Genomic DNA, 23,735 nt, shown 5'->3' on the forward strand with positions numbered 1-23,735 from the left:
CGTTTGCCTCGTGAGCGGCTCTAGACTTGTTCAGCCCTTGTTTGGCAACTCCAATACTACTTCAAGTCTAATGGAGCGGAGCGAAGAATCTACGACATCGACGTAGAGACTCTTCGCTGGCGCTCAGAGTGACATGCTTGTGATTTTATTATAGTCTCGCCAGCCATTCATCTGCTTCGCGCGGATGTTTGAAATGGATCAATGTCAAATGCCGATGTTCTAGCAGTGACAATAATTTTGGCGTTTCCCTTTTTCTGCGCCAATAGGTTGCGAACAACCAATGGAACAGCGAATCTTTTGACCAGAGTTTGAAATGCACCCAAAACGGCTCGATGTTTTTGTCCCAAAGGACTTCTTGAGTCCACCAGCGAGTGAACGTGCGGCGGGTGAGTTGTCGCAGAACAAGGAAGAACGGATAATCGAGCCAGATGACCGCTTCGGCTTTCGCCCACACCAGATCGCGGACGACGCTGTAGTTCCCCGCGACGATCCACCGTTCGGCTTGCGTTGCTTTTGTCACTCGCTCGCGGAACACGTCCAGCGGAGCCTCCTGCCAGTTTGGCTCCCAGTGAAGCGCGTCGAGTTCGATGAAGCGGAGATCGAATCGCTTGGCGATTTTTTCTGCGAGGGTGGATTTGCCTGAACTCGTTGTGCCGATAACCACGAGACGATTGCAGGGGAACGATTCCATAAGGAGCTTTTAACACGAAGGACACAACGGTCACTAAGGTTGGACGAACGATGAGCAAACAGCCTTCCCTTGGTTTTCCTTTGTGCTCTTCGTGCCCTTTGTGTTGAAAAAGAATTACCTCACGTAGATCGGATTGCTGAAAATCCAGCCGCGTTTTCTGCCAAGGTAATTCCGATAGGCTTCCACGCGATAGACTCCCGCTTCGTTGACGTTGTGCGTAGCGGCGTAGGAATTTTTCCACACGCCGATCCGTTGACCGTCTTTGAGGAGGTGAATATCGGCTGGCTTGGGCGTATGCGCGTGGAGTGTGACACCGCCTTTGACGGAAATCTCATCACCCATGATCGCGGATTGTTCGAGTCCTTTGGCTTTGAAGACGAATCCCTTTGTCGGCGCGGGCAGGTCGTACGCGACGAAACATCGTCCTGCCGCGAGCGCGTCGTAGATCATTTTCTTGTCGGTGGGAACGTCGCCCGTCAGCGGCTGAGGGATGAACACATGTGTGTTGATGGTTTTGAAGTGGAACTCATACGGGAAGATGACTCGATGCAATGGTCCCATGCTCATGTGCATCGCGTGCGCGTCCGAGCCGCCGATGGCGACGACGGGGCGTCCATGCGAGAGCAATTCGTCCCAGCGGGTGAGTGTTTCGCGGATGGGATTGTGCCCGATGAATTGCGGAAAAAATGCGTAAAACAATCCGTGCAATTTTGTCGGCACGACGGTTTTGAGTTCGCTCAACCCATTCCATAGTTCGATGCCCGTGTAATTTTGAACGTCCCAGTCTTCCCATGAAATATCCGTTTCGTGGAAGGCGGGGGCTTCGGGGTCTTTGGGGTGGGCGATGAAACATATCCCGCCTGAGTCGCGCACCGCGTTGATGAGCGTTTGCGGATTCTCGGCAAGGGTGGCGAGGTCGCGCTCCGCGTTGAAGACGAGGAGGTGATTCTTTTGGGGAGCGCGGGCTTGGTCGTGTACTTCCTGCCCAACGAGAAGCAGGACGCCCCTTGTCCTGAGCGATGTCGAGGGGCGATTGAAGCGGTAGTATCCCTCCACGCCGCGCACGAGGACGTTGTGATCCGTCACGATGACCGCATCCAGCCCGGTTTGAATCGCGGCATCGGCAATGTCTTTGTGAACGCCGCTCCCGTCGGAGTAGCGCGTGTGCATGTGTAAATTGACGATGATCTCTTGCATGTTTAAAATCCAGCCACAGAGACCGCAGAGATTTTGAGAAAATTCTCAGAGGTCTCTGCGCGCTCTGTGGCTATGGGTGGCATCTTCAAAGTTTCTCTCCTGTGACCTCGGTTTGACGTATGTTCCGCCCAGCGGGTATAATGACCCCGCTTAATAAAAGGAGGCAGTAATTCATGGAAGTATATTTGGACTATGCGCTGATTATAATCTCAGTGCTTCTTATCACCAGCGTCATCTTGCAGAGCAAAGGCGCGGGGCTGGGCGGCTTGACCGGCGCCGACGCTGGCAGTGTATTCACCGCCCGCCGCGGTATCGAGCGCACGCTATTTTGGGTCACAATTGTCTTGAGCGTTATTTTCTTCGGGCTTGTGATCGCGCTGTTGATCATCTCGTAAGCCAACATCCACTCTCGCAAAGGGCCCGTTTGAATCCGCGCGGCAGAGCGCGCGGGATAGAACGAGCCTTTCTTTTTGTATGACCAAATTTCCCCAAGCATGAAACAATTACGCTGGCAAATCCTGGTAGTTCTCGTGACGCTGGCGATCGCGGCTGTGTTGCTATTCAGCCAGCAATCGCAGGACACCACCGTAGGCGGACCGATCGTCTCGCAACCGGAACAGGGAGGCGTGTATACCGAGGCGTTGATCGGGTCGCTGGGGCGGTTGAACCCGCTGTTGGATTGGAACAACTCCGCCGACCGCGACGTGAACCGTCTCATCTTCAGCGGGCTTGTCCGCTTCGACGAGCGCGGCATTCCGCGCGCCGACCTGGCGGAGGCTTGGGGCGTCGCGCCGGATGGCACGGTGTATAACTTCACCATTCGCGCGAATGCGACCTGGCACGATGGAACTCCGGTCACCAGCGACGATGTGCTCTTCACGATCGACCGCATGAAAAGCGCGGGGTCGCTTGTGCCGCAGGACATCAAAGATCTTTGGGGGCGCATCGAGGTCGCCAAGCTCAACGACAAAAACATCAAGTTCACACTCCCTGAACCGTACGTTCCGTTCATGGATTATCTAACCTTTGGCATTTTGCCGAAACACTTGCTTGAGTCTATTCCGCCGGAGCAAATGCCCGACGCGCAATTCAACATCCAGCCGGTCGGCACGGGACCGTACAAGTTCGATCACCTCATTGTGGAGGGAAGTCGGATCAGCGGCGTAGTGCTCACGATCAACGAAAAATATTACAATGCCGCGCCCTACATCGAGCAAGTGGTGTTCCGGTACTACGACACGTCCGCCGACGCGCTAGACGCCTACAATCAAGGCGATGTGTTGGCAGTCAGCCGCCTCACAGGCGATTCACTGTTCGCCGCTCTCGAAGAGCCGAACCTTGCGGTGTACACCAGTCAACTGCCTCAGATTAGTTTCGTCCTATTCAACCTCACCAACCCCGAGGTGGCGTTTTTGCAAGACGCAAAAGTGCGGCGCGCGCTCATGCTGGGATTGAATCGGTCCCTCATCGTCAACAAATTTCTTCAAGGGCAGGCGATCATCGCCCACAGCCCAATCCTGCCGAGTTCATGGGCATTTTTTGACGGCACCGATCATTTCGAGTACGATCCCGAAACAGCCGCATCCATTCTCAAAGCCGAAGGATATGTGATTCCCGCCGGCGGAGGCGAAGTGCGCTCGAAGGACGGCGCGCCGATGACATTCACGATGTTGCACCCAGACGACGCGCTTCACACCCAGATCGCCGAGACGATTCAAACCCAATGGGCGAAGATCGGAGTCCGCGTGGAATTGCAAGCAATGCCCTACGAACAACTTGTCTTGAATGCGCTCGCCTCGCGCGCCTATCAATCTGCTCTCGTGGACCTCAACCTTTCCCACACCCCCGACCCCGACCCCTACCCATTCTGGCATCAAGCCGAAGCCGCCAGCGGACAAAATTACTCCGGTTGGGATAATCGTCCAGCGAGCGAATATCTCGAGCAAGCGCGCGTCACCGCCGATTATTCATTGCGTACGCGTTTGTATCGCAACTTTCAAGTGATCTTTGCAAAAGAATTGCCCGCGTTGCCTTTGTACATTCCTGTTTACTCGTATGGCGTGGACGCGCAAGTGCAAGGCGCGCAGGTTGCGCCGTTATACGATCCCAGTGACCGATTTGCGACCTTCACTCAATGGTTTTTGCTAACGCGCCGCGCATTGCAAGATGTAACAGAAACCCCTTCGCCGTGATAAAACCGTAGTAACGACTACAGTCGTTATGTGAAAAGGGCGACTGAAGTCGCCACTACAACACGATCAATATTCGGAGACCACCAATGACCGACTCACGACAAACCGCGCTTGAATATGCTCACCAGAACAATGAACGATTCATTGAGGAGTTGAAACAATTCCTCGCGATTCCCTCGATCTCGACCAGCCCCGAACACAACGCGGATACGCTCCGTTGCGCAGAATGGACTGCCGCGCAATTGAAATCAATCGGGATGGATAACGTCCGCGTCATGCCGACGGGCGGGCATCCCGCAGTCTACGGCGAGTCGCTCAAAGCGGGGAAAGACGCGCCGACCGTCCTCATCTATGGTCACTACGACGTGCAACCCGTTGACCCGCTCGATCTGTGGACAACCGATCCGTTCAAAGCCGAAGTGCGCGGAGAAAATTTATACGCGCGCGGCTCATCCGATATGAAGGGACAAGTGATCGCCTCGATGAAGGCGGTCGAGTCGGTTGCGCGGACGGGCGGATTGCCCGTGAACATCAAATGGCTGATCGAAGGCGAAGAGGAGATCGGCTCGAAGAATCTCGGCGAGTTCATCAAGAAAAATGCCGAGATGCTCAAAGCGGATTTTTGTATCAACCCCGACGCCGGCATGATCGGCGCGGACTTGCCGACCATCACGTACGGATTGCGCGGTCTTGCGTATTTTGAAATCCGCATGTACGGTCCCAACCGCGACCTGCACTCCGGTCTGTTCGGCGGGACGATCCACAACCCCGCGCAAGCGCTCGTCGAATTGATCGCGGGCATGCACGACAAAAAAGGACGCATCACCTTGCCCGGCTTTTACGACAAAGTACGTAAGGCGGGCAAAGCCGAACGCACCGAAATTGCGCGCTTGCCGATCAAGCCAAAGGACATCATCAACATGACCGGCGTCCCGGCGTTGTGGGGCGAACCCGAGTACACGCCCGAAGAGCGGGTAAGCATTCGCCCGACGTTGGAGGTCAATGGCTTGCTGTCAGGCTTCACCGGCGAAGGATCGAAGACTGTCCTCCCCGCGTGGGCGATGGCGAAAATATCCTGCCGCCTCGTGCCAGACCAAACGCCGGAGTTGATCGAAAAGGCGATGATCAAATATGTAAAAGCCAACACGCCAAAGACGATCCGCTCGGAGGTGAAGATCATCACCGGCTCGGGCGCGGCGATCACGGAGCGCGACAGCCTGGGCGTGCAGGCAACAGCGAAGGGACTCGAACAAGCGTGGGGCAAGCGTCCGCTGTTCAAACGCGAGGGCGGCTCGATCGGCGTCGTTGTGCAGTTGCAGGAATACGTCGGCGTGGACTCGGTATTGACCGGCTTTGGTCTGCCCGAAGATAACGCGCATTCGCCGAATGAAAAGTTGCACCTGCCCACGTGGCGCAAAGGTATTGATGCGCTGGTTCATACGATCTACAATTTGAAATAATTTCTAACACAAAGGACACAAAGGTCACGAAGGTTTTAAACCCAAAGGTTTTCCTTTGTGTTCTTCGCAAGCCTTCGTGGTGAATCAAAAAAAATGGAAGATAAGATCATTACCTACGGCGGACAAGCCGTCATCGAAGGCGTGATGATGCGCGGACAAAAAGCGTTCGCCATTGCCATGCGCGCGCCGAACGGGGACATCGTCGTTCACAAGGAAAGTCTCGCGGCGGTCTATCGTTCGCGCATTGCGAAGATTCCGTTTTTGCGTGGCACGATCCTGTTATGGGACGCGCTGGGATTGGGAATGCGCGCGCTGACCATTTCTGCCAACACACAAACAGGCGAAGAAGAAAAGCTCGAAGGTCCCGCGTTGTATCTCACGCTTGCAACCTCGCTGGCGATTGGGGTCGCGTTATTTATACTTCTTCCCGCCAGTGTCGGCGGCGCGGCGGAACATTATCTCGGCTGGCATAACCTCGCGCATAATTTGCTGGAAGGCTTGGTGAGGCTCGTCCTGCTCGTCGGCTACATTTGGGGAATTGGATTCATGCCCGATGTCAAACGTCTATTTGGCTATCATGGCGCGGAACATAAAACCATCAATGCTTATGAAGCGGGTGTGGAACTGACACCTGAGAACGTGGCGAAATTTCCGCTGGAGCATCCGCGTTGCGGCACGGCGTTCATGCTGACGTTCGTTCTGTTATCCATTCTCGTTCACAGTCTGTTTGGCGACATGGAGTTTTGGTGGCGACTTGCGAGCCGCGTCTTGTTGATCCCTGTCATTGCGGGTCTTGCGGTGGAATTCATCCGCTGGACCGCCAACAATTTGACCAACCCCTTCGTGCGTTTCATCATCAAACCGAATCTTGCCCTGCAATCGTTAACCACGCGCGAACCCGACACGTCCATGCTGGAGGTGGCGATTGAGTCGTTTAAGACGATGAGGATGGCGGAGGGGGAAGTGGTGTAGGGTGAGTGAAGAAGTGATCAGTTATCAGTGATTAGTAATTGGTGGGTCTCCCGTAATTAACGGGAAAGAGCTTCACCACGAAGGGCACAAAGTACACAAAGGCAAAAAAAAGAGCCTAGATTCCTTGGGTTTTCCTTTGTGACCGTCGTGTCCTTTGTGTTTGAAAAAAAGGTTTCCCGTTAAAAACGGTAGAGCCTAATTGGTAAATAGTAATTGGCTTCGTTTTGAGAATCCCAACTATGAAGAAAAGAAAAATCGCAAGGGTTAGCGTTGCGATCATTGCAGCGGTTGTTCTGTTCGTGGCAGCGTATTTCGTTTTCCTCGGACGAAATAGACCCGCGCCCATTCCCGCCAAGGAAACCCTTTACGAAGGCGTGACATATCAGCGCGTGGTGAGATATTTTCCCAACGCGATGATCGCGCACATCATCAAGATTGACACAAAGACGAAGGGGATTCAATTTCTCATCACACCTGCCGACTCAAAAAGCGAAACACCGCTAAATGCGCGAACCACATCGCAATTCCTCGATGAGTTCGGCGTGCAGATCGCCATCAACGGCGATGGCTTTACTCCATGGTGGTCGCGCGGTCCTGCGGATTATTATCCCCATGTGGGCGATCCCGTCGCGCCGCTGGGGTTCGCGGCATCGAGCGGTGACGATTATTGGAAGGGCGTCGAGTTGGATGAGGGTGAACGTCCCACGTTGTACATCAGTCGCCGCAACGCGTTCAGTTTTAACGACAAGCCGAACCGAGTCTACAACGCGATCTCAGGCGATAGGATGATCGTGTTGCAAGGTCAGCCCTTGGCTGGACTCAACGATTCCGAACTCGATCCGCGCACGGCGATTGGATTAAACAAAAATGGGCGATATGTGTATCTCATCGTCGTGGATGGTCGCCAGCCGTTTTACAGCTCGGGCATCACATTTTCCGATCTTGCGCAACTGCTGATTGATCAAGGCGTGTACACTGCGATGAGTCTCGATGGGGGAGGGTCGTCCACGCTGGTGATCGAGGGCGATAACGGCGAGCCTGTGATCCTCAATTCCCCGATTGATAATTACATCCCCGGGCGAGAACGCCCTGTTGCAAACCACATTGGGGTGTATGTGCCGTAGGACAAATTTAAATTTGTCCCACGCTTCAAAAAGAAATTTCCCCAACCTGCTCGAAGTTGACGTCGAATAACTCTTCCGCTTCTGTCTCTGCTTCGGCTTCGCCCGCCTCTCCCGCGCGGACTCCACGCTCGCAGTACGATCTGTAAGGGCAATAAAGGCAGCGGGTGGCGTCGTCAGTTAGAGGGAAGGAAGAAGCGGAATTTATTTCATCCGCAAGTTTGAGGAGCAAGTCCCAATCCCGTTTATATTGCGCGGACGTGTACGCGAATCGCGCGGGGTCGTTGGGGAAATCCGCAAACCAGTAAACCATCTCGATCTGTTCAGGCTCGAAGGGACGCCCATTGTTGAGATGCGCGCCCGCGTGAACGAGCAACGCGCGATAGACGCGGGTCTGCATCCGCGCGGCGAGCCATTCGTTGCGCGGACGTTTGCGATACGTTTTCCAATCGTAGATCGTCGCTTTGTTTTCGTGCAGGGTGATGAGATCGTATTTGGCGAGCAAACGAAAGTTTCCTAGAGGCGCGGAGAGGGTGGCTTCGGGGTAGAGACCTGTTAGGTTTTTAAAACCTAACAGGTCTATCGCGTTTGAAAAATTTCCCCACCAGCGTTGCAGGTTCGGCGTGTTCGCCAGTTTGCTTACCTGTTCGCGCGGAATGCCAACCAAATATTGTTGCGCGAGGCGATGGAAAAATTCTCCTTCGCGCTGATGCTGTTCATTCTCCAGCGCAGGCTCCGACTCGACGGCGGGATAGGCAAGCCGCTCCACATAGCGGAGTTGGAAGCGCCGCGCGCAGTCCACGTAATCTTGCAGGGAGGATTGGGAGAGAGTGGCGAGTTGGAAGGCAGACATGTCGCAATGATACGCCAATTACGGCGGGTCGTGTCGAAAATTCCATTCACCGCTGGCTTGATCGACGAACGACCGCGAGCCGATCACTTCGTAAAATGTGATGCCCGGTCGCAGGTAAATGGGCGCGCCATCCAGCGTGGCGAAGTAGAGCGGCTGGTCTAGGTTGGTCCGATACCATTTTGCCGGTATCCCCACTCCATCGCGGAATACGTAGGCTTCGCCAGAACCTGTCATGTCGATTTTGAAGACCTCGTCGTCTTCATCGTACTCATTGGCGAAAGAATGATACGCAAGCATGACGACCACATTCGCCGCATGAACATGTTGCGATGTGACGCGGTCTACAAGCGGCGCAAAGGAGCCTTCCTTGCCGTCGCGCACATCGGCGGTTTCTTGATAGCGATAATATTGCTGGTCTTGCGGACTGTAGAGCCAGTAATGATATGAATCGACGGAGTAGAAAGTGGAGACTTTGATTCCGCCCAATCCCGCCAGCGGAGGCGCGGCGTCGAACAGCCCATCGCGGATAATCTGAGGCGAGTTGTCTTTTCCGCCGCGCGAGGCGCAATCTGCCATGAGGGTGGTATTGAAATATGAATTGTTATACGGCTCGACCGTCTGTTCGCGTTCCGTTAAAAAGTGGAAGGGCGGACACGAGCCGTTTGTCGGCGTGAGTAAGAGATCGGCAAATTCGCTCCCTTGAAAATATCCCAATTCGCGCGGGTCGGCAAATTTGAACACCAGGAAGGCGTGATACATGCGCTGCACATGCTCATCGAAGTAACGCCCGGAGCGAACGGGTCCCACCCATTCCGAATCGTTGCCATAAAAGACCGCGATGAAACGCGTCAAACCGTCTTCGATGTAGTATTCAAAAACCTGGTCTGCAAGCGTAAGACCGGATTGCGGGCGCATGTAGCGCGGATAGTTAGCCACTTTGATCGCCATCGGACGGCGTTGTAACAAAGCCGGGTCGACGGGTGGCAAGCCGGTTAATGGATTCAACGTGGAGGTCACAGTGAAGGCTGGCACCATCGCATCGGCGGGGATGTATTGCGGCAGGATGAGGAACGGGGTCGGCGTGGGCAGAAGCGGGGCGAGCGTGGGCAGGTCCACCGGTGTGGGAGCCGAATCAGAAGCAGGGGTGTCTGAAGCGCTATTCGTCAGGGGTTGAAAAGGCGTTGGGGAGGAAATCTCTTCGGCAGAAACATGATCTGCCGCCGCATTGCAACCTGTAAGGAAAAGCAACACGGAAATCACGGCGAGGTGTAAAAAACGCATGGCGGGATTTTACAACAAATAAGTATTGATGCAAATCCCGCTCGTTTCAATTCCCTATCAAAGAGGGGAGTGGCGAAACAAGCGCGCAAACCCTCTTTGCCACAGAGAACGCCGAGACCGCAGAGAAAAAATCTCAAACTACCCGACACTTTCCTTTTTTGGACGCTGACAGCGAAGCGCGCTGAAAACGCCGATAAAAACTTTTTTTGCCCGTTTTTTGAAAAATCCGCGTTGATCAGCGTTATTCTGCGTCCCATTTTTAAAACTGTCAGGTAGGTAGAAAAATCTCAGATTCTCTGCGGACTCCGCGGCTTTGCGCGCCCAAATAGCCGCTCCCTTAAAGAGACGAGCGGGTCAAACCTGATAAAATACCTGTCGCATGTTCATTCTCATCACAGTTGGCATTCTTCTCGTTACCGCTCTGCTGGTGTTGGTCGTGCGGATTTTTTTACCCGCCGCCCGCTACACATGGTTGATTGCCGTTAGCGGATCGTTTCTCGCATGGGCAAGCGTTTTCGCATGGATCAACAAGACGGACCGTTTGCAATTCCTGATCTGGCAACCCGTCTCGTTGTTTTCTCAATCGCCAACCTTCGTCACCGACTCGGCCGCCTGGATGTTTGCCCTAAGCATGATCACGCTCACATTCTCTGTGATCCTCACATCGGTGGTAAGGAGCAATTTTCCCAGCGCGTTAAGTTGGGTTGGCGCGCTCGCGCTTTGCTCGCTGGGAACGCTTGCCGCTGTCGCGAATAACCCGGTGACGCTGGCGTTGATCTGGGCGGCGATCGATCTCGTCGACTTGATCGTTCAACTACGTTTTGTCGAGGAGCCAGCGCTGGGCGAGCGAGTCGTGGTTTCATTCGCGGCGCGCATCACAGGCGTCATGGTTTTGCTGTGGGCAAATGTGTCAAGCGCGGCTCAAGGGGTTGCGCTCGATTTCCACGCATTGACCTCGCAAGCCTCTTTATTTCTCCCGCTTGCCGCGGCATTACGGATCGGCGTTCTGCCTCTTCACCTTCCCTATCCCGGCCGGTCCGCATTACGACGAGGCTTCGGCACCGTGTTGCGGATGATCTCCGCCGGCTCCAGCCTCATATTGCTGGCGCGCATCTCCGCCGGCAGCATTACTTCGCCGTTCGCCCCGCACATTCTTATGATCATCGCTTTCGCCGCGCTATATGGCGGGTGGATGTGGTTGCGCGCCCCTGATGAATTAACAGGTCGTCCGTTCTGGTTGATCGGCGTCGGCTCGCTGGCAGTTGCCGCCGCCTTGCGCTCAAATCCCATCGGCGCGGCGGCATGGAGTTGCGCGCTCATCCTGTGCGGCGGCGTTTTATTTTTATCCTCTGAGCCGAACAAGTGGCTCACGCGCTCGCTATGGGTCGCGGTGTTTGGAATTTCCACCCTCCCATTTTCACTGACCGCCAGCGGCTGGGCCGGCGGAACCGGCTTCCTCCTCGCATGGCTTCCGCTCCTGCTTGCGCAAGCCATGCTTATGTCCGGGTTTATCCGACACATCCTTCGCCCACCCACATCGCGCGAATATTACGAAGACCAACCGCCGTGGGGAAAAAACATCTACCCGATCGGAATCATCTTACTGTTGGCGGTGATCGTCTTTCTAGGATGGTTCGGCTGGGACGGCTCGCTTCACCTTGGCAACGTGATCGCGGGACTCCTCGCCTCTGCCCTCACGGTCGGCTTGATCTGGCTCACCCCACGTATTCGCATCCTTAACCCGGTCCGCGCGCATTGGGTGCGCCCCGCCAACCTGACGTGGCTCGATTGGCTATATCAATCCGTGTGGAGTATATATCGCCAACTGGGCAGGCTGAGCAATACCTTCTCGAACATCCTCGAAGGCGACGGCGGTATTATGTGGACCTTGCTCTTCCTCGCCCTCTTCATCTCTTTCTTCACTCAAAGGATTCCTTGAGATGAATATCCTTGTCTGGGTTGCGGTCGTTGTCATCCTCGTCACCTCGGTAGGATTACTCATCGCGCGAGACTGGCGGCTCAGCATCACCTTTCTTGCCGCGCAATATCTCGCCATGTTCATCCTGCTCCTCCCCCATTTGCCGCTTGGCATGGCTTCTGTCAAAGTGGTGACCGGGTGGATGTGCTCCGCGATCCTCGGCATGACACGCTCTGACTTGAGAGAAAATGATTCAGAGGAAAATCTCTGGCCCCGCGGAAGGCTGTTCAGCCTGTTCGCCGCAGGGATGGTTGTCTTGATCGTGGCAGGCGCAACGCCCTCGATCAACAACATCATGGCTGATGCCGGCGCGGCAGTCACCGCGGGCGGATTATTGCTGGCTGGCTTGGGGTTACTTCACCTGGGAATCACTGCGCAAATCCTGCGCGTAACACAGGGCTTGCTCACCGTCATTGCCGGTTTTGAAATCATCTACTCCTCCGTCGAAACTTCCGCGCTGGTGGTTGCCCTGCTAGTGGTCATCAACCTGGGGCTGGCGTTGGTCGGCTCATACTTGATGATCGCTTCGCAACACCGTGAACCGGAGGCGTTGTGACCACAAACGCGCCCACGCTTTGGATCTTCGTACCGCTCGGGTTTGGCGTTCTACTTCTATTCATCCGGAACGCGCGCGCCATCAGCGCGCTCGGAGGAACGCTTGCCGTTCTCCTCGCGCTGATCGCGCAGTTCGTCCCGATCGAAACGGCGTTGCGGGTTGGAGAATTCTCCGTAAAAATCGATTCGTCCATATCCGTCCTTGGGCGCGCGCTCTTGATCTCGCCCGCCGAGGGTTCATTACTCGCGTTGATCTACGCCGGCTCATCACTCTGGTTTTTTGGGTCGTTGGCGGCTGAGCGCTCAGCGCGCGTGGTACCCGTCGGACTCATGGTCACCGCTTTGATGGTCGCCGCGCTGGCAGTGCAACCGTTCCTCTATGCGGCATTATTTATCGAGATGGCGATACTCATATCGATACCCATGCTCTCCTCCTTGTATGCAACGCCCGGCAAAGGCATCGTTCGATTCTTGATCTATCAGACGCTTGCCATGCCGTTCATTTTATTGGCAGGCTGGTTGCTCGCCGGCGTAGAAGCCAGCCCCGGCGACCTCGCTCTCGCGGCGCAATCCGCTTCGGTGCTGGGACTGGGCTTCGCGTTCCTGCTCGCAATCTTCCCTCTATACAACTGGATTCCCATGCTAATGGAGGAGTCGTCTCCATTTACGGTCGGCTTCCTGTTGTGGATTCTGCCCACCATCACGATCCTCTTCGGAGCGGGGTTCCTCGACCGCTATTCGTGGATACGCTCCTCGCCGCAACTCATTTCAGCGCTCCAATTTGCCGGCTTGCTCATGGTAACGACAGGCGGGCTGTGGGCGGCTTTTCAACGTCACTTCGGACGCATCATGGCGTATGCGTCTGTCGTAGAAACCGGGCTCTCCATTCTGGCGCTCAGCGTTGATTCGCGGCTGGGTATCCCGATCCTGTTCTTATTGATACCCGCGCGCGCGTTAACTCTCGCCTTATGGTCGCTCGCGCTGAACATCATCAAGGAAAACGCCGAAACGATGCGCTTTTCCTCCACACGCGGCATGTTGAGGAATACGCCGTTTGCCGCAACGGGAATCGTCCTCGCCACGTTATCCACAGGCGCGTTCCCCCTCCTGGCAAGTTTTCCGCCGCGCCTGGCTCTTTGGGAAAATATTTCGCGCGTATCCTCCGTCTCTGCCGTTTGGATGGGCATTGGCATTGCCGGGTTTCTGGTGAGCGCCGTTCGTTCGCTGGCGGTGTTCGCGATGGCAGATGAGTTCGCCAGTTGGAAACCGCGCGAAAACCTCCCGCAGATGATCATGCTTGGGTTGGGGATGATCGGGCTGTTCATCCTGGGGTTGTTCCCACAGACCGTGCAAGTTTTTCTCGCGCAACTCCCGTTGATGTTCGAGCATCTGGGTCGTTAGGATGGCTACGGTATAATCCTGCCTGATTTCGGAGGAAGTTATGGATTTTGAACAGATCGTAAAACGCATTGCCTGGCTGGATGACGAGCATCGTAAAACACGCAGGACCATCGTCGCGCTCGAAGAACGCATGGCCGCGTTAGAGGGAAACATCGACGCGGTTGCCAAACAGATCAAGCCGCTGAACAAACAGATCGCGGATGTCGCATCCACCGCGGCGCGGCTGGACCAATTCGACTCGATCTTCGCCAAACAACGCGAAGATATGAACAAGGCGATCGACACGGTTGAGAAACGGATCGAGAAACGCGAAAAGGAATTGATCAAGCGACACGCCCAGGATTTGGAGCCGCTGACAAAATCGCTCGAGGCGTTAAAAAAAGCCACCGACCTTACCGAGATCAAGAGGCAACTCAAAGCCCTGCCCAACGAAGATGCCCGCCTGCAACTCGCCATCAAGGAATTCCCCCCCCTGATCGACAACGCCGTCCGCGCCGCCGATGAAGCCCTGCGTTCGCAAAAAGCATTTGAAGAGGCGCGCAAACAAGACACAAAACGAGTCGCCGACCTGCACGGCGAGTTGACCGCCGTTCGCAAACGAATCGACGAAGCCCGCGCGAAGGCAGACCTCAGCGCAGACGGGTTGAAAACCATCGACAGTCGCATGAACGAACTCATGCTCTCTGAATCTGAACGCAAGAGGGCGCAGACCGTATTTATCGAAAGCCAGACCGTTGCGCAGATCGACCGCGAACACACCTACAAAGAATGGAAGGAAAAATTCGACACGGTGAAACAACAAGCCGAGACGCTCGATCACCAGATCCTTCAACTCGAGGAAACCCTGCGCTCCGCGAAGAAAGCGCAGGAGACCTACAACGAACTCAACACCAAACTCGAACGACGTATCAACGAAGTGACCGAAATGCAACGCCTGACCGAAGACCGCCTGCGGCAGGAATGGGTAACCTTCAAAGCCGACGACCAGAAACGTTGGACGGGCTACACCCTCTCGCAAGACGAAGGCACAAAAGATGTCCGCCGCGTGATGCAAAAGTTGGAGGAACGCATCGACCCGCTGGTCGAATCGATCCAAACCATACAAGACCAAGTCCACCAAACGACGGATGCCACCGAGCAACAACTTCAGGAATTGATGAACGTGGCGCACGAGTGGATGTCCGCGTATGAGCGCATTATGGGTCACGGCAAAACTGCGAAAAAAAGTAAAAAATAGAGCAATCTCAATTTTTCATCATGTTATTCCTCTTTCATCCTTCATGGTCAGGAAAAGCGAAAAACCTGCCCTGGTGTAACGAGGGTGGAAAGATTTTATTTTCATGCGAGTCATCGGAACAGCCGGTCACGTTGATCACGGAAAATCCACGCTCATAGCCGCGCTCACGGGCACACATCCCGACCGCCTCAAAGAAGAACAGGCGCGCGAAATGACCATCGAACTTGGCTTTGGCTGGCTCACCCTGCCAGGCGGAGAAGAGATCGGTATTGTGGACGCGCCGGGTCACCGCGATTTCATCGAAAACATGCTGGCAGGCGTAGGCGGACTCGACGCCGCGCTCCTCATCATCGCCGCAGATGAGGGCGTGATGCCGCAAACAAAAGAACATCTCGCCATTTTGGATTTGCTGGAGATTCCCGCCGGCTTGATCGCGCTAACCAAATGCGACCTCGCTTCAGACCCAGGGTGGCTTGATCTGCTCGAAGCCGACATTCGCGCCATCGTGAAGGACACCGCCCTGCGCGACGCGCCCATCGTCCGCGTTTCTGCCAGGACAAAAACAGGACTCGATGATTTAATTTCCAATCTCCAATCTCTGCTGGGAAGTCAACCCGCCCGCCCCGATCTCAACCGTCCCCGCCTGCCGATCGACCGCGTCTTTAGCATGAGCGGGTTCGGCACAGTCGTCACCGGCACCTTGAGCGATGGGCAATTAAAGGTGGGCGATGAAGTTGAAATTCTGCCCACCGGAATTAAAGGAAGAGTGCGCGGTTTGCAAACTCACAAGAAAAAAGAGGACATCGCCATCCCTGGCTCGCGCACCGCAGTGAACATCTCCGGCGTGGAAGCGGAATCCGTCCGCCGGGGAGATGTGCTCGCCCGTCCGAATCAATATCAACCTGCCCGCAGACTCGACGCGCGAATCCGAATACTAAACGATGCGACGACAGGCTTGAAACACAACGACGAGGTCAAATTCTTTGTCGGCGCAAGCGAGGCAATTGCCACAGTTCGATTGTTGGGAACCGAAGAGGTACAGCCCGGTAGCGAAGGTTGGATACAACTTGAACTACGCGAGCCGGTCGTTGCCGCGCGCGGCGACCGTTATATCCTGCGGCGCCCGTCGCCCGGCGAAACTTTAGGCGGCGGCAGGATCGTGGATCACCAGCCCAAGGGCAGGCATAAACGCTTCGACGAATCCGTGTTGCGATCATTGGAGTCGCTGGCAGAAGGCTCGCCCGTAGAGGTTCTACTCGAAGCCGCGAACGCCCTCGGCATCGCGCCCATCAAAGAAATCGTTTTGCGCTCGCGGCTGGATGCGCGCATCGCCGAAGATTCACTGCCGCAATTGTTGAATAGGAATACCCTTGTGCTTCTCGAAAGCGGGCAACTCACAGCCAACAGTGAAATTCTCGCGGGCACAATGAAGCATTGGAGTCAACTGCGCGAACAGATCGCCCGCCTCGTTGAAGAGCATCATCAGTCTTTTCCACTGCGGCGCGGCATACCGCGCGAAGAACTCAAAAGCAAATTGAAGGTGACGCCGCGTATTTTTAACGCTGTTCTTGCGCGAATGGGCGCCGAGCGTTCGATCGTGGATCACGCCTCAACGATTTCCCTGCCGGGGCATGAGGTCCGCTTCACGGCGGGCGAGCAGGCAACACTTGAGAAAATGAAGCGCAAGTTTGAGGCAAATCCGTTCAGCCCGCCGAGCGTCAAGGATTGCCAGGCAGAAGTTGGAGAGGATGTCCTTAACGCGCTGATCGAACTCGGCGAATTTATGCCGGTGTCAGCCGATGTCATATTTCGCGCATCCGATTATGATTCCATGAAGGAAAAGATCAAGCGCAGTATCGAGACACACGGTAAAATTTCGCTCGCGGAAGTCAGAGACACATTCAACACCAGCCGAAAGTATGCGCAGGCTTTGCTCGAACATTTTGACGCGATCGGCTTTACCAAACGCGATGGCGATTTCAGGAAGTTGAGGAACTAATGTGCGGACGATTTACATTGACGGTTGACCCCGCTGAATTACAGGAAAAATTCGGCAACTATACATTTCCGAAAAAATTTGCGCCGCGATTCAATATCGCGCCAACCCAGCCTGTGCTGGCGATCCCGAACACGGAAAAGTTCAAGGCAGATTTTTTTGTGTGGGGGCTGATTCCCATGTGGGCGAAAGACCCCGGCATTGGCGCCCGCCTGATCAACGCGCGCGGCGAAACGGTTGCCGAAAAGCCGTCGTTTCGCGGCAGTTTGAAATACAAACGCTGTCTGGTGCTCGCCGATGGTTTTTACGAGTGGAAAGCGCAACCCGGCAAGAAAACGAAAACGCCGTTTTATATCCACATGAAGGACCGCCAGCCGTTTGCCATTGCGGGCTTGTGGGATACGTGGAACAGCCCGGATGGGTCTTCGATCAAAACCTGCGCGCTCATCACCACCGGACCAAACGAGTTGATGGAAATGATCCACGACCGTATGCCGGTCATCGTGCACCCGCGCGACTACGCCAAATGGCTCGACCCTTCGCCGCAAACACCCGACCAACTGCTTCCCATCATCAAACCTTTCCCCGCCGAGATGATGGATGCATACCCGGTCAGCGCGCTGGTCAACAAGGCGTCGAACGATAAGCCCGAACTGGTCGCGCCGGCGAAGTAGCCTGTAAGCGCGCTTCGGAAAGGCGCGGTAAAAGAGCCTCTGCCGCAGAGGAGTCCGAAATTTTATAGGGAGTTCTCACAGTTCATTCTTTCGCCCCGACGAGCGCGGCAAGGGCGCAAAATGAATTTCGCTGTGCGATCCGCGTTATGATTCATCAAATTCGATTATCGCTCGCCGGGCGATTCCCGGCGCTGACCTCGCGCGACTTTGCGATTTTCTGGCTGGGACATTTGCTCTCGCTGGTGGGAACATCCATGCAGAACACTGCCCAGCCTCTTCTCGCTTATCGCCTCAGCGGGCGCCCTCTCGATTTGGGCGTGATCGGGTTTGCATTCGCCCTGCCTACTTTTTTTCTGGCATTTCCTTCCGGCGTGTTAGTCGAACGGTGGGATAAACGTAAAGCGGTCATGATTCTGCAGGCAGTGATGATGATCGAGACTCTCGTTCTGGCTGTTCTTACCCTGACCGGAAGAATCCAAATCTGGCATATCATTGTTCTTTCGATGGTCTTGGGAATCGCCACCACTTTCGAGATCACTGCGCGGCAATCCATGCTGATCGAACTGGTTGGCGGGGACCTTTTGCCCAATGCCATCGCGTTGCAATCGACGGCTTTCAACATGTCGCGTGTGCTTGGTCCTGCCCTAGCGGCGCCCTTGCTCTTGATTCTGCCCTCAAACGGAGAAGGGTGGATATTCTTGTTGAACGCCTTGAGTTTCGGGGCGATACTCATCAGTTTGTTTTCGGTTCGGTTGATGCACAGAGTGGAACCGACTCCGTCGAATCAATCGATTGCCCGTGATTTTCTGGATGGAGGCAGGTACATTCTCGCGCATCGCAATATCGCGGCAATCATTTTGCTCGCCGCCATACTGGGACTTTTCGGAATGCCGGTCATGCAACAGATCCCCGTGCTGGCAAAAGATGTTCTTGCGCAGGTCGGCGACACCAAATCCATTGTGGATGCCCGCAATAGCGCGTTGTATCTCGCGCTGGGGTCTGGCGCGCTCACGGCGGCTTTGTCGATCGCGTTCAACAATTCCGCGCATCAGAGGGGAGCGCGGCTCGTTTTGGGAGAAGCGGCTTTCATTGTCGGATTGTTGGGCATCGCATTTTTGAATCGGTTTTGGTTTGCAGTCGCGCTGGTAGCGCTCATGGGCTGGGGCGGCGTGACTCAATTTGCCACCATGAATACCCTGCTCCAAACACAAGTGGCAAATGATTTGCGCGGGCGCGTGTATAGCGTGTACTTATGGTCGTTTCAGGGCATCGCGCCGTTCGGGAGTTTGCTGATCGGCTGGATGACGCAAAACCTTTCGCTCCCAGTCACCGCCATGGTCTGCGGAGTGGTGTGCTTATTCGGTTTGGGCGGGATTCAGCTGTTTTTCCCCGCCGCGCGCAGGTCGGCGGCTTAACGTCAGGTTAGCGTTCGAGCGGCGTGGTTGACTTCGATTTTTTGAACGTGTTATGATAATTTTGAGCATACGCCTATGAGCAATAACGAAAAGCGCGGGGTGTTCGCGCGCATTACTGAAACACTGGTCGGCATTGGGCTGGGTGAATCGTTCTTTCGCATCGGAACGCTGATGTTGTCGATCGCGTTGATCGGCGCGGTCATCTGGCTCGCGCGGGGCTTCTTCGCGCAGAACGTTCCCGCCGGGGCTGAGGCGCTCTCTCAGGCAACTGAGGCGCCTGTCATCGTGGCGGGAATCGAATCCATCGGCGGGGAAAATTCATTCGGCGGAGTTCCGCGTCTTGCGCAAGTGCATACCACGATCCCCTCGCGTCCGCGCGAGAAGGTGATCGAATATACGGTTGTCGAAGGCGATACGATCTTTGGCATTGCCCAAAATTACGGGCTCGAACCGCAAACCGTTCTCTGGAGCAACTATTACACCTTACTCGATAACCCGCACTCGTTGAAGCCCGGGCAGGAATTGAGTATCCTCCCCGTCAATGGAACGTATCATGAATGGCAACAAGGCGAGGGGTTGAACGGCGTGGCAAAATATTATGGCGTGACCCCGGAAGACATCATCAATTACGCGCCGAATGAGCTGGATCCCGCCACCGTTGGCGACTTCGCCGCTCCCAACATTGCCCCGGGCACCTGGCTGATCGTGCCGGGCGGAAAACGCGAGTTCATTTCATGGAGCGCCCCGCTCGGGGTGACGCGCGAAAACCCCGCTTCGGCGCGCGTGTTGGGACCCGGCGCATGCGAACCGGTGACCGGAGGCGCAGTAGGTTTTGGAACATTCGTTTGGCCCGCAAGCCAGCACGCCCGCTCCGGTTTCGATTATTCGCCCGGCACAAATCACTGGGGTATCGACATCGCCGGCAATGAGGGCGAAGGCGCATACGCCACAGACGCTGGCGTGATCGTGTATGCGGGCTGGAACAACTACGGGTACGGCAATATGATCATGGTGGATCATGGGAATAACTTCCAATCGCTCTATGCGCACCTCAGCGGAATCAGCGTGGTGTGCGGACAAAGCGTCGGACAGGGAGACCTGATCGGCATCATCGGCAACACAGGGCGGTCAAGCGGTTCACACCTGCATTTTGAGATCCGCGCCATCTCATCCTGGGTCAACCCGTGGGATGTGCTGCCGCCGCCATAATGGAGGAACCACACACGAGCGAGTATGCAAATAGCGTCTTGCCGAAGAACTTTATCTCGGCTATAATGCCGTCACCCGCAACAAGAAAGGGCGCTTAGCTCAGTTGGTTAGAGCGCATCTATCACACAGATGAGGCCAGGGGTTCGAGTCCCTTAGCGCCCACAAAACAAAAAACGAGTCGGTTTGACTCGTTTTTTGTTTTGTGCAGGACTTACGCAGTTGGCGCGCAACAGGTTCAACTGCGTCATTCCTAATGTATAAGAGAGTAGTAAGAAATGCGACAAAACAACTCAAACTTGCTTTATAATTTTCGATCATGACCTCACGGACGAATGAACAATGGCTCGCAGAACTCAGGGCATCGGGATTGGAACGCGAAACCGCTCTCGAAGATCTGCGCGCGGTGATTCAAAAAGGCTTGCCCTACGCCCTGTCGCGCTGGCTGTCTCCCGACCAACCACAATTTAATGCCCTCGTGGAGGAAGTCACACAAGAGACCCTCCTGCGCGTGCTCGACCAACTCGGCACCTTCGAGGGACGCAGTCAATTCACCACGTGGGTGCACAAGATCGCCGTGCGGATCGCCCTGACTGAACTGCGGCGCAAACGCTGGCGCGATTCATCGTTGGATGAACTTACGGAAAATGAAGACGTTCCTCCCCCGCCCGGACTGCTCGCAGACACCCACGCCGGGCCCGAAACTTCGGCGGAACGCGCGGATATGTTGACCCATGTCCGGCGTATTATCGAGGAAGAACTAACCGACCGTCAGCGCGAGGCGCTCATCCTGCTAGGCGTGCGCGACATGCCAATGGAAGACGCGGCAAAAAAACTCAAGACCAACCGCAACGCCCTGTACAAACTTTTGCACGACGCGCGCGTCCGCCTCAAAAGCCGACTCTCGATGGAAGACATCGCCCCGCACGAAGTCCTTGCCCTTTTCGAGCAAAAGTAAGATAGCCTCAAGCCCAACCGTCAAACCAATCGGAACCATGAACATCAAAGACCTTGTCAACCGCGTCCGCGCCAACCTAGGCAAGAAACAGGAACTCCCCCACGAGGCTGTGCTCGGCTTTCTCCGCGTGCTGGAAAATCTGCCCGCAGAAGAACTCACCTGCGATGAAATCTACGCTCAATTGGATGAATACGTGGAGCAGGAAGCGCACAGCCAAGACGCCGCGCGCCTCATGCCTCTCATCCGCGACCACCTCGACCTATGCCCCGATTGCTGTGAAGAATACGAAGCGCTGCTCGACGTGGTAAAGAAGACTGAAGAAAATTAAACCGACAGGCGCGCGCCTGTCGGTTTTGATTTGTCCAGGGATAGTCAACTGTCGTTTTATGGGTGGAACTTGATTACCCTACACTACCAAAACAGGACGCTGATTCACGCTGAAAACGCAGATTTTTCCTTCTTGTAGATCAGCGAAATCAGCGTTTTCACCTGACCTTGCGGGCGACGCAAGGGTCTATATCCAAAAAGCATTGTGCAAGGTAATTATGGGTGGAACAATTTTTCCCCCGCGCGGATCGGCGCCTTCAGTCGATTCTCGCCCGGCGTGATTGGGCACGACCACATCTCGTTATAGGCGCAATACGGGTTATAGGCAATGTTGAAATCAACCAGGAAGCGATCGCCGGGCAACGGCTCAGGCTCAAGATAACGCCCGGCTGGGTAGGTTTCCGTCCCTGCGAGCGAATCGACGAATGGCAGAAAAAAACCATAACTCGCCTGATAGATCGTAAGTTCGGCATCCTGCCCGTCTGCTTGAAATTTGAAGCGCCCATAGCGAACATACTCTTGCGCCCCACCGGTGGAAGTCTGCATCGCCATCGGAGTCGGTTCGGAAAAACGCTCCACCTTCACCTCAAGCCGTAAGGCGGCATTCTCTTCAAAATAATTCAGTCCGTGAAAATCGTGTTTTTGTTCCGGGGTCAGCGGGCTTTGCGGATGCCGCGCAAAGAATTCATCTTTTTCTTTCCGAAATTCTGTCAATTCGCTCATTGGGTCCTCCGTGTGATTGTAGTTCCTAGAATGGAGCATGAGCCAAATTCTTACACCCTCTTGCACAATTACTTTCCCTGTGCTATCGTTACCTGCACATGACGAACAAAACCGTATTAATACTCGAAGATGAAGGCGACGCCGCCGAACTATTTGCCGAGATGATGCGCGTCAGCGGCTTTCGCGTGTTAAAAGTCTCGAACAGCGCGCCCGCCATCGATTTGATCTCCTCCGAGAAGCCCGATCTCATCATCCTCGATATCATGATGCCCGGCATCTCCGGGCTTGATATTCTCCATCACATGCATCACGACCCCGCCTTGACGAACATACCTGTTGTAGTCGTGTCAGCCAAAGGCACCCCCGCCGACATCAAACGCGGCATGGAAGCCGGAGCCAAGATCTACCTGACGAAACCGGTCGGGTTCCTGGAATTGAAAGAAGCAGTGACCCGCGCCATTGGCGAATAACTGTATGAGCTTGCTCCGCGCCTTCCTCGCCATTGAAATCCCCCGCGCAATACAACTCGCTATCTGGCAGGCAACTTCCCCGCTCCGCAACGAACTCGGTCAACACATCCGCTGGACGCCAGCCGAAAACATCCACCTCACCCTAAAATTTCTTGGAGACATTTCCCCTGCCAGCGTGGACGAACTGGCGCGGGCGATCTGCGCCTCGGTAGACTCCATCCCAGCCTTTGATATCCAAATAGGCGGCTTCGGTTCCTTTCCCAATTTCAAACGGGCGCGCATCTTGTGGGTGGGCGCCCAAGCCTCCACAGAGTTGGACGCGGTATTTCGGGAAGTAGAGTCTGCCTGCGCCCATCTGGGATTCGCGCCCGAGCCTCGCGCCTTTTCCCCGCATCTCACAGTTGCCCGCGTCAAAGCGGACGCATCCTCGGCAGACCGTAACAAAACCACTCGCCTGCTCGAAGCGGCCACAATTGACGTACTCGGCACTGCAAGGGTAGACTCAGTATATCTATTCAAAAGCGAACTAAAACCAACCGGCGCGGTATACACAAAACTTTTCTCCGCGCCGCTACGCGGTGTCTTATTGAGCGAAGCGAAGCATCCCCCTTCATAAAGCGGAGAACCTTCCCTGCGGCTTAAAGCACACACTTTAAAGAGGTGAAACCTGAACACACTCGAACTTGCGCGCAAGATCATCGAAGCCCTTGAAGATAAAAAGGGCGAGGATATTTTACTTCTCGACATCAAAGGTATCGCATCGTTCACAGATTATTTCGTTCTATGCAACGGCACCAGCGACCGCATGTTAGACGCGCTTGCCAAAGGCGTGCTTGAAGCGACCAAATCGGATTATAAGAAAAAGGGCCGCATCGACGGGCGCTCGCAGGAAGGCTGGCTCGTGATGGATTACGGCGATGTGGTGGTGCATCTTTTCTCGCCCGACCAGCGCGAATATTACGACCTTGAAGAACTGTGGAGCGACGGCAAGGTGTTGTTAAGAGTGCGATAACGCGCGGCACAATCAT

General features: G+C 55.1%; 23 protein-coding genes and 1 tRNA gene. 19 read left to right on the forward strand and 5 right to left on the reverse strand.

What is annotated here, in order from left to right:
- Positions 1-148: 148 nt before the first annotated feature.
- Both AC16KF_RS08910 and AC16KF_RS08915 read right to left on the reverse strand, forming a co-directional pair.
- Positions 149-691, reverse strand: coding sequence for a P-loop NTPase family protein (locus tag AC16KF_RS08910; RefSeq protein WP_484036958.1), 543 nt, complete (start codon positions 689-691; stop codon positions 149-151).
- 114 nt (positions 692-805) lie between these two features.
- On the reverse strand, positions 806-1,888 hold the full coding sequence (locus AC16KF_RS08915; RefSeq protein ID WP_484036959.1) for a CehA/McbA family metallohydrolase: 1,083 nt from the start codon (positions 1,886-1,888) through the stop codon (positions 806-808).
- 173 nt (positions 1,889-2,061) lie between these two features.
- On the opposite strand from AC16KF_RS08915, the gene secG reads away from it, so the two are divergent.
- From secG to AC16KF_RS08940, 5 genes are all read left to right on the forward strand, one after another.
- Positions 2,062-2,283, forward strand: a complete 222-nt coding sequence (secG, locus tag AC16KF_RS08920; protein WP_484036960.1) for a preprotein translocase subunit SecG — start codon at positions 2,062-2,064, stop codon at positions 2,281-2,283.
- Positions 2,284-2,382: 99 nt separating this feature from the next.
- Entirely contained in the window at positions 2,383-4,080 is a 1,698-nt protein-coding gene (locus AC16KF_RS08925) for an ABC transporter substrate-binding protein (RefSeq protein ID WP_484036961.1), read from the forward strand.
- A gap of 86 nt (positions 4,081-4,166) precedes the next feature.
- Positions 4,167-5,540 (forward strand): dipeptidase, encoded by a 1,374-nt coding sequence (locus AC16KF_RS08930; RefSeq protein WP_484036962.1) that lies wholly within the window; start codon positions 4,167-4,169, stop codon positions 5,538-5,540.
- A 93-nt stretch (positions 5,541-5,633) separates the two neighbouring features.
- Entirely contained in the window at positions 5,634-6,512 is an 879-nt protein-coding gene (locus AC16KF_RS08935; RefSeq protein ID WP_484036963.1) for a DUF1385 domain-containing protein, read from the forward strand.
- A 239-nt stretch (positions 6,513-6,751) separates the two neighbouring features.
- Complete coding sequence (locus tag AC16KF_RS08940; RefSeq protein WP_484036964.1) at positions 6,752-7,636, forward strand: phosphodiester glycosidase family protein; 885 nt, start codon at positions 6,752-6,754, stop codon at positions 7,634-7,636.
- Between the two features lie 25 nt (positions 7,637-7,661).
- Here the strand turns inward: AC16KF_RS08940 and AC16KF_RS08945 are convergent, their stop codons facing one another.
- Positions 7,662-8,486 carry a PD-(D/E)XK nuclease family protein gene (locus tag AC16KF_RS08945; RefSeq protein WP_484036965.1) on the reverse strand — a complete coding sequence of 275 codons (825 nt, stop codon included), beginning with the start codon at positions 8,484-8,486 and terminating at the stop codon, positions 7,662-7,664.
- Positions 8,487-8,504: 18 nt separating this feature from the next.
- Positions 8,505-9,767, reverse strand: coding sequence for a DUF3048 domain-containing protein (locus tag AC16KF_RS08950; RefSeq protein ID WP_484036966.1), 1,263 nt, complete (start codon positions 9,765-9,767; stop codon positions 8,505-8,507).
- Positions 9,768-10,146: 379 nt separating this feature from the next.
- On the opposite strand from AC16KF_RS08950, the gene AC16KF_RS08955 reads away from it, so the two are divergent.
- The 11 genes from AC16KF_RS08955 to AC16KF_RS09005 all read left to right on the forward strand — a co-directional run bounded on the left by AC16KF_RS08955 (position 10,147) and on the right by AC16KF_RS09005 (position 21,515).
- The gene (locus AC16KF_RS08955; RefSeq protein ID WP_484036967.1) at positions 10,147-11,706 is read left to right on the forward strand and encodes a hypothetical protein; all 1,560 of its coding nucleotides are present in this window, start codon (positions 10,147-10,149) and stop codon (positions 11,704-11,706) included.
- A gap of 1 nt (position 11,707) precedes the next feature.
- Entirely contained in the window at positions 11,708-12,301 is a 594-nt protein-coding gene (locus AC16KF_RS08960) for a hypothetical protein (protein WP_484036968.1), read from the forward strand.
- Positions 12,298-13,701, forward strand: coding sequence for a proton-conducting transporter transmembrane domain-containing protein (locus AC16KF_RS08965; protein WP_484036969.1), 1,404 nt, complete (start codon positions 12,298-12,300; stop codon positions 13,699-13,701). The genes AC16KF_RS08960 and AC16KF_RS08965 overlap by 4 nt, the downstream gene beginning before the upstream one ends.
- Positions 13,702-13,741: 40 nt before the next feature.
- Complete coding sequence (locus tag AC16KF_RS08970) at positions 13,742-14,938, forward strand: hypothetical protein (RefSeq protein WP_484036970.1); 1,197 nt, start codon at positions 13,742-13,744, stop codon at positions 14,936-14,938.
- A gap of 103 nt (positions 14,939-15,041) precedes the next feature.
- A complete protein-coding gene (gene selB, locus AC16KF_RS08975) occupies positions 15,042-16,937 on the forward strand; it encodes a selenocysteine-specific translation elongation factor (RefSeq protein WP_484036971.1) in 1,896 nt (631 codons plus the stop codon).
- Positions 16,937-17,608: an SOS response-associated peptidase gene (locus AC16KF_RS08980; RefSeq protein ID WP_484036972.1), complete on the forward strand. Its 672-nt coding sequence runs from the start codon at positions 16,937-16,939 to the stop codon at positions 17,606-17,608. The genes selB and AC16KF_RS08980 overlap by 1 nt, the downstream gene beginning before the upstream one ends.
- A 146-nt stretch (positions 17,609-17,754) precedes the next feature.
- Positions 17,755-19,023, forward strand: coding sequence for an MFS transporter (locus tag AC16KF_RS08985; protein ID WP_484036973.1), 1,269 nt, complete (start codon positions 17,755-17,757; stop codon positions 19,021-19,023).
- Between the two features lie 75 nt (positions 19,024-19,098).
- Positions 19,099-20,232 carry a peptidoglycan DD-metalloendopeptidase family protein gene (locus tag AC16KF_RS08990; RefSeq protein WP_484036974.1) on the forward strand — a complete coding sequence of 378 codons (1,134 nt, stop codon included), beginning with the start codon at positions 19,099-19,101 and terminating at the stop codon, positions 20,230-20,232.
- Positions 20,233-20,320: 88 nt separating this feature from the next.
- A tRNA-Val gene (locus AC16KF_RS08995) sits at positions 20,321-20,394 on the forward strand.
- A gap of 154 nt (positions 20,395-20,548) precedes the next feature.
- Positions 20,549-21,187 carry an RNA polymerase sigma factor gene (locus AC16KF_RS09000; RefSeq protein WP_484036975.1) on the forward strand — a complete coding sequence of 213 codons (639 nt, stop codon included), beginning with the start codon at positions 20,549-20,551 and terminating at the stop codon, positions 21,185-21,187.
- 37 nt (positions 21,188-21,224) lie between these two features.
- The gene (locus AC16KF_RS09005) at positions 21,225-21,515 is read left to right on the forward strand and encodes a hypothetical protein (RefSeq protein ID WP_484036976.1); all 291 of its coding nucleotides are present in this window, start codon (positions 21,225-21,227) and stop codon (positions 21,513-21,515) included.
- Positions 21,516-21,730: 215 nt separating this feature from the next.
- On the opposite strand, the gene AC16KF_RS09010 is transcribed toward AC16KF_RS09005, so the two are convergent.
- Positions 21,731-22,237: a DUF1684 domain-containing protein gene (locus tag AC16KF_RS09010; RefSeq protein WP_484036977.1), complete on the reverse strand. Its 507-nt coding sequence runs from the start codon at positions 22,235-22,237 to the stop codon at positions 21,731-21,733.
- A gap of 98 nt (positions 22,238-22,335) precedes the next feature.
- Between AC16KF_RS09010 and AC16KF_RS09015 the strand changes: the two genes are divergently transcribed.
- From AC16KF_RS09015 to rsfS, 3 genes are all read left to right on the forward strand, one after another.
- The gene (locus tag AC16KF_RS09015; RefSeq protein ID WP_484036978.1) at positions 22,336-22,707 is read left to right on the forward strand and encodes a response regulator transcription factor; all 372 of its coding nucleotides are present in this window, start codon (positions 22,336-22,338) and stop codon (positions 22,705-22,707) included.
- Between the two features lie 4 nt (positions 22,708-22,711).
- Positions 22,712-23,323 (forward strand): RNA 2',3'-cyclic phosphodiesterase, encoded by a 612-nt coding sequence (thpR, locus tag AC16KF_RS09020; RefSeq protein ID WP_484036979.1) that lies wholly within the window; start codon positions 22,712-22,714, stop codon positions 23,321-23,323.
- 81 nt (positions 23,324-23,404) lie between these two features.
- The gene (gene rsfS / locus AC16KF_RS09025) at positions 23,405-23,719 is read left to right on the forward strand and encodes a ribosome silencing factor (RefSeq protein ID WP_484037004.1); all 315 of its coding nucleotides are present in this window, start codon (positions 23,405-23,407) and stop codon (positions 23,717-23,719) included.
- Positions 23,720-23,735: the final 16 nt, after the last annotated feature.

The sequence above is a fragment of the Candidatus Defluviilinea gracilis genome (assembly GCF_057138825.1).

Coding starts and splice junctions, on each gene's coding strand:
- AC16KF_RS08910 (WP_484036958.1), bottom strand. CDS start 691: ATGGAATCGTTCCCCTGCAATCGTCTCGTGGTTATCGGCACAACGAGT.
- AC16KF_RS08915 (WP_484036959.1), bottom strand. CDS start 1,888: ATGCAAGAGATCATCGTCAATTTACACATGCACACGCGCTACTCCGAC.
- secG (WP_484036960.1), top strand. CDS start 2,062: ATGGAAGTATATTTGGACTATGCGCTGATTATAATCTCAGTGCTTCTT.
- AC16KF_RS08925 (WP_484036961.1), top strand. CDS start 2,383: ATGAAACAATTACGCTGGCAAATCCTGGTAGTTCTCGTGACGCTGGCG.
- AC16KF_RS08930 (WP_484036962.1), top strand. CDS start 4,167: ATGACCGACTCACGACAAACCGCGCTTGAATATGCTCACCAGAACAAT.
- AC16KF_RS08935 (WP_484036963.1), top strand. CDS start 5,634: ATGGAAGATAAGATCATTACCTACGGCGGACAAGCCGTCATCGAAGGC.
- AC16KF_RS08940 (WP_484036964.1), top strand. CDS start 6,752: ATGAAGAAAAGAAAAATCGCAAGGGTTAGCGTTGCGATCATTGCAGCG.
- AC16KF_RS08945 (WP_484036965.1), bottom strand. CDS start 8,486: ATGTCTGCCTTCCAACTCGCCACTCTCTCCCAATCCTCCCTGCAAGAT.
- AC16KF_RS08950 (WP_484036966.1), bottom strand. CDS start 9,767: ATGCGTTTTTTACACCTCGCCGTGATTTCCGTGTTGCTTTTCCTTACA.
- AC16KF_RS08955 (WP_484036967.1), top strand. CDS start 10,147: ATGTTCATTCTCATCACAGTTGGCATTCTTCTCGTTACCGCTCTGCTG.
- AC16KF_RS08960 (WP_484036968.1), top strand. CDS start 11,708: ATGAATATCCTTGTCTGGGTTGCGGTCGTTGTCATCCTCGTCACCTCG.
- AC16KF_RS08970 (WP_484036970.1), top strand. CDS start 13,742: ATGGATTTTGAACAGATCGTAAAACGCATTGCCTGGCTGGATGACGAG.
- selB (WP_484036971.1), top strand. CDS start 15,042: ATGCGAGTCATCGGAACAGCCGGTCACGTTGATCACGGAAAATCCACG.
- AC16KF_RS08980 (WP_484036972.1), top strand. CDS start 16,937: ATGTGCGGACGATTTACATTGACGGTTGACCCCGCTGAATTACAGGAA.
- AC16KF_RS08985 (WP_484036973.1), top strand. CDS start 17,755: ATGATTCATCAAATTCGATTATCGCTCGCCGGGCGATTCCCGGCGCTG.
- AC16KF_RS08990 (WP_484036974.1), top strand. CDS start 19,099: ATGAGCAATAACGAAAAGCGCGGGGTGTTCGCGCGCATTACTGAAACA.
- AC16KF_RS09000 (WP_484036975.1), top strand. CDS start 20,549: ATGACCTCACGGACGAATGAACAATGGCTCGCAGAACTCAGGGCATCG.
- AC16KF_RS09005 (WP_484036976.1), top strand. CDS start 21,225: ATGAACATCAAAGACCTTGTCAACCGCGTCCGCGCCAACCTAGGCAAG.
- AC16KF_RS09010 (WP_484036977.1), bottom strand. CDS start 22,237: ATGAGCGAATTGACAGAATTTCGGAAAGAAAAAGATGAATTCTTTGCG.
- AC16KF_RS09015 (WP_484036978.1), top strand. CDS start 22,336: ATGACGAACAAAACCGTATTAATACTCGAAGATGAAGGCGACGCCGCC.
- thpR (WP_484036979.1), top strand. CDS start 22,712: ATGAGCTTGCTCCGCGCCTTCCTCGCCATTGAAATCCCCCGCGCAATA.